The 2,630-nt window shown below is 52.3% G+C and carries 4 protein-coding genes; all 4 read right to left on the reverse strand.

Annotated features, from left to right (window positions below):
• Positions 1-72: 72 nt before the first annotated feature.
• The 4 genes from H6X51_RS19690 to aac(6')-Ib all read right to left on the reverse strand — a co-directional run bounded on the left by H6X51_RS19690 (position 73) and on the right by aac(6')-Ib (position 2,510).
• Positions 73-420 carry a quaternary ammonium compound efflux SMR transporter QacE delta 1 gene (locus H6X51_RS19690; RefSeq protein WP_000679427.1) on the reverse strand — a complete coding sequence of 116 codons (348 nt, stop codon included), beginning with the start codon at positions 418-420 and terminating at the stop codon, positions 73-75.
• Between the two features lie 163 nt (positions 421-583).
• Entirely contained in the window at positions 584-1,375 is a 792-nt protein-coding gene (locus H6X51_RS19695; RefSeq protein WP_001261740.1) for an ANT(3'')-Ia family aminoglycoside nucleotidyltransferase AadA2, read from the reverse strand.
• Between the two features lie 73 nt (positions 1,376-1,448).
• A complete protein-coding gene (qac, locus tag H6X51_RS19700) occupies positions 1,449-1,781 on the reverse strand; it encodes a quaternary ammonium compound efflux SMR transporter QacL (RefSeq protein ID WP_015059047.1) in 333 nt (110 codons plus the stop codon).
• 174 nt (positions 1,782-1,955) lie between these two features.
• Entirely contained in the window at positions 1,956-2,510 is a 555-nt protein-coding gene (gene aac(6')-Ib, locus H6X51_RS19705; RefSeq protein ID WP_012695458.1) for an AAC(6')-Ib family aminoglycoside 6'-N-acetyltransferase, read from the reverse strand.
• Positions 2,511-2,630 lie beyond the last annotated feature (120 nt).

Consider the following 2,630-nt stretch of genomic DNA (forward strand, 5'->3'; position numbering starts at 1 on the left):
CGCCGGCGGGGTCTAGCCGCCGGCTCTCATCGAAGAAGGAGTCCTCGGTGAGATTCAGAATGCCGAACACCGTCACCATGGCGTCGGCCTCCGCAGCGACTTCCACGATGGGGATCGGGCGAGCAAAAAGGCAGCAATTATGAGCCCCATACCTACAAAGCCCCACGCATCAAGCTTTTGCCCATGAAGCAACCAGGCAATGGCTGTAATTATGACGACGCCGAGTCCCGACCAGACTGCATAAGCAACACCGACAGGGATGGATTTCAGAACCAGAGAAAGAAAATAAAATGCGATGCCATAACCGATTATGACAACGGCGGAAGGGGCAAGCTTAGTAAAGCCCTCGCTAGATTTTAATGCGGATGTTGCGATTACTTCGCCAACTATTGCGATAACAAGAAAAAGCCAGCCTTTCATGATATATCTCCCAATTTGTGTAGGGCTTATTATGCACGCTTAAAAATAATAAAAGCAGACTTGACCTGATAGTTTGGCTGTGAGCAATTATGTGCTTAGTGCATCTAACGCCGGAGTTAAGCCGCCGCGCGTAGCGCGGTCGGCTTGAACGAATTGTTAGACATCATTTACCAACTGACTTGATGATCTCGCCTTTCACAAAGCGAATAAATTCTTCCAAGTGATCTGCGCGTGAGGCCAAGTGATCTTCTTTTTGTCCCAGATAAGCTTGCTTAGCTTCAAGTAAGACGGGCTGATACTGGGCAGGTAGGCGTTTTATTGCCCAGTCGGCAGCGACATCCTTCGGCGCGATTTTGCCGGTTATTGCGCTGTACCAAATGCGGGACAACGTAAGCACTACATTTCGCTCATCGCCGGCCCAGTCGGGCTGCGAGTTCCATAGCTTCAAGGTTTCCCTCAGCGCCTCGAATAGATCCTGTTCAGGAACCGGGTCAAAGAATTCCTCCGCTGCCGGACCTACCAAGGCAACGCTATGTTCTCTTGCTTTTGTAAGCAGGATAGCTAGATCAATGTCGATCATGGCTGGCTCGAAGATACCCGCAAGAATGTCATTGCGCTGCCATTCTCCAAATTGCAGCTCGCGCTTAGCCGGATAACGCCACGGGATGATGTCGTCATGCACGACAAGGGTGACTTCTATAGCGCGGAGCGTCTCGCTCTCGCCAGGGAAAGCCGAAGCCTCCATAAGGTCATTGAGCAATGCTCGCCGCGTCGTTTCATCAAGCTTTACGGCCACAGTAACCAACAAATCAATATCGCTGTATGGCTTCAGGCCGCCATCCACTGCGGAGCCGTACAAATGCACGGCCAGCAACGTTGATTCCAGATGGCGCTCAATGACGCTTAGCACCTCTGATAGTTGGTTCGAAATTTCGATGGTCACCGCTACCCTCATGATGTCTAACACCTGAATTAAGCCGCGCCGCGAAGCGGCGTCGGCTTGAATGAATTGTTAGATGCCAGCCCGATCAATGTGCGCTGACCTTGGATAGCAGATTTAGAACGGCGACGCCACTAACGATAAGTCCCATGCCAACGAACGCCCACAAGTCTAGTTTCTGGCCATGGAAGATCCAAGCGATAGCTGCCACAAGTACGATGCCGAGGCCAGCCCAAACAGCATAAGCAATGCCGACCGGGATGGACTTGATTGCGAGAGAGAGGAAATAGAACGCAAGCCCGTAGCCAGCCACAACTACAACAGAAGGAACTAACTTGGTGAATCCATGGCTGGACTTCAGTGCGGAAGTTGCGACGACCTCACCAAATATTGCAATAGCCAGAAAGAGCCAGTTCTTCACGTGCAATCTCCTCTACGGTATGAAGGATAAATAGTGGTGGCTATGAGTTGCCAAAAACAGTCTTGCGGCTGTCGATTTTCTGTGAGCATACGCAACGCCAAATCTGGCATCTAACGTTTGACATGAGGGGCGGCCAAGGGCGCCAGCCCTTGGACGTCCCCCTCGATGGAAGGGTTAGGCATCACTGCGTGTTCGCTCGAATGCCTGGCGTGTTTGAACCATGTACACGGCTGGACCATCTGGGGTGGTTACGGTACCTTGCCTCTCAAACCCCGCTTTCTCGTAGCATCGGATCGCTCGCAAGTTGCTCGGCGACGGGTCCGTTTGGATCTTGGTGACCTCGGGATCATTGAACAGCAACTCAACCAGAGCTCGAACCAGCTTGGTTCCCAAGCCTTTGCCCAGTTGTGATGCATTCGCCAGTGACTGGTCTATTCCGCGTACTCCTGGATCGGTTTCTTCTTCCCACCATCCGTCCCCGCTTCCAAGAGCAACGTACGACTGGGCATACCCAATCGGCTCTCCATTCAGCATTGCAATGTATGGAGTGACGGACTCTTGCGCTAAAACGCTTGGCAAGTACTGTTCCTGTACGTCAGCAAGTGTCGGGCGTGCTTCTTCTCCGCCCCACCACTCGACGATATGAGATCGATTTAGCCACTCATAGAGCATCGCAAGGTCATGCTCAGTCATGAGGCGCAGTGTGACGGAATCGGTGCTGTTGGTCACGATGCTGTACTTTGTGATGCCTAACTTTGTTTTAGGGCGACTGCCCTGCTGCGTAACATCGTTGCTGCTCCATAACATCAAACATCGACCCACGGCGTAACGCGCTTGCTGCTTGGATGC

It is taken from the genome of Halopseudomonas xiamenensis (assembly GCF_014219065.1).
GTDB lineage: Bacteria > Pseudomonadota > Gammaproteobacteria > Pseudomonadales > Pseudomonadaceae > Halopseudomonas > Halopseudomonas xiamenensis.

Excerpts from the sequence above, each read along its gene's own strand:
- H6X51_RS19690 (WP_000679427.1), bottom strand. The coding sequence starts at position 420 with ATGAAAGGCTGGCTTTTTCTTGTTATCGCAATAGTTGGCGAAGTAATC.
- H6X51_RS19695 (WP_001261740.1), bottom strand. The coding sequence starts at position 1,375 with ATGAGGGTAGCGGTGACCATCGAAATTTCGAACCAACTATCAGAGGTG.